Origin of the sequence: Vibrio sp. 1562, assembly GCF_033340155.1 — a bacterium.
In the GTDB taxonomy this organism is placed as follows: domain Bacteria; phylum Pseudomonadota; class Gammaproteobacteria; order Enterobacterales; family Vibrionaceae; genus Vibrio; species Vibrio alginolyticus.
Window position 1 is genome coordinate 1 of the sequence record NZ_JAWOVY010000534.1, and the last position, 603, is coordinate 603.

The window sequence follows — 603 nt, forward strand, 5'->3', positions numbered from 1 at the left end:
AAGGACTTAACAATACTCAACAGCAGAATAAGGACAGTGAGTTGTGGAATGGTTTGCAAGCTCAATTGATTAAGAAAAATAATCAACGCTTTATTCACATTAAAAACTCAGGAAATCATCATGTGCGTCTGGTGAATTTACAACTGGATTCTCCGAATAAAGAACCGTTAATGATTTCTGAAGGATTAGCCGGTTATATTCTTCCAGAGCAATATAAGGTTTGGCCTATTTCATATAAGAATATAAACAATATGAGTTTGAGTGCGAATATTGGAGGTAAACGCTACAAAATACCATTGACGCAATAATGATAATAATGAACAGACGCAATGAAATGTATGTCTTGCTTTGGCTTGGATTACTAAGTATGGCGTGGAGCAATATTGGCCTTTGTGCGAACTCACCCAACAGTTTTTCTGAGTTACCGAGTCCTGAAAACTTTTCTTTTGATAAGTTTAACAATATTAGCTTGAAACTAGAATTGGTGATCAATCAAAGAGCGACGGGGCATATTGCCGAAGTCGAGCGCATTGGCGAGCAGTACTTTCTCCAGCGGCAAGATCTAATAGCGGTTGGCGTTACGGCCAAATCGTTGCCAGGAAC

The 603-nt window shown here is 38.8% G+C and carries 1 protein-coding gene and 1 pseudogene; both read left to right on the forward strand.

Annotated elements, in window-relative coordinates; genetic code table 11:
• A pseudogene (locus R7Z49_RS26245) lies at positions 1–308 on the forward strand (molecular chaperone); the annotation flags it as partial.
• A gap of 59 nt (positions 309–367) precedes the next feature.
• Positions 368–603: hypothetical protein (locus R7Z49_RS26250; protein ID WP_318112591.1), on the forward strand; the 236-nt coding region annotated here is incomplete at its 3' end.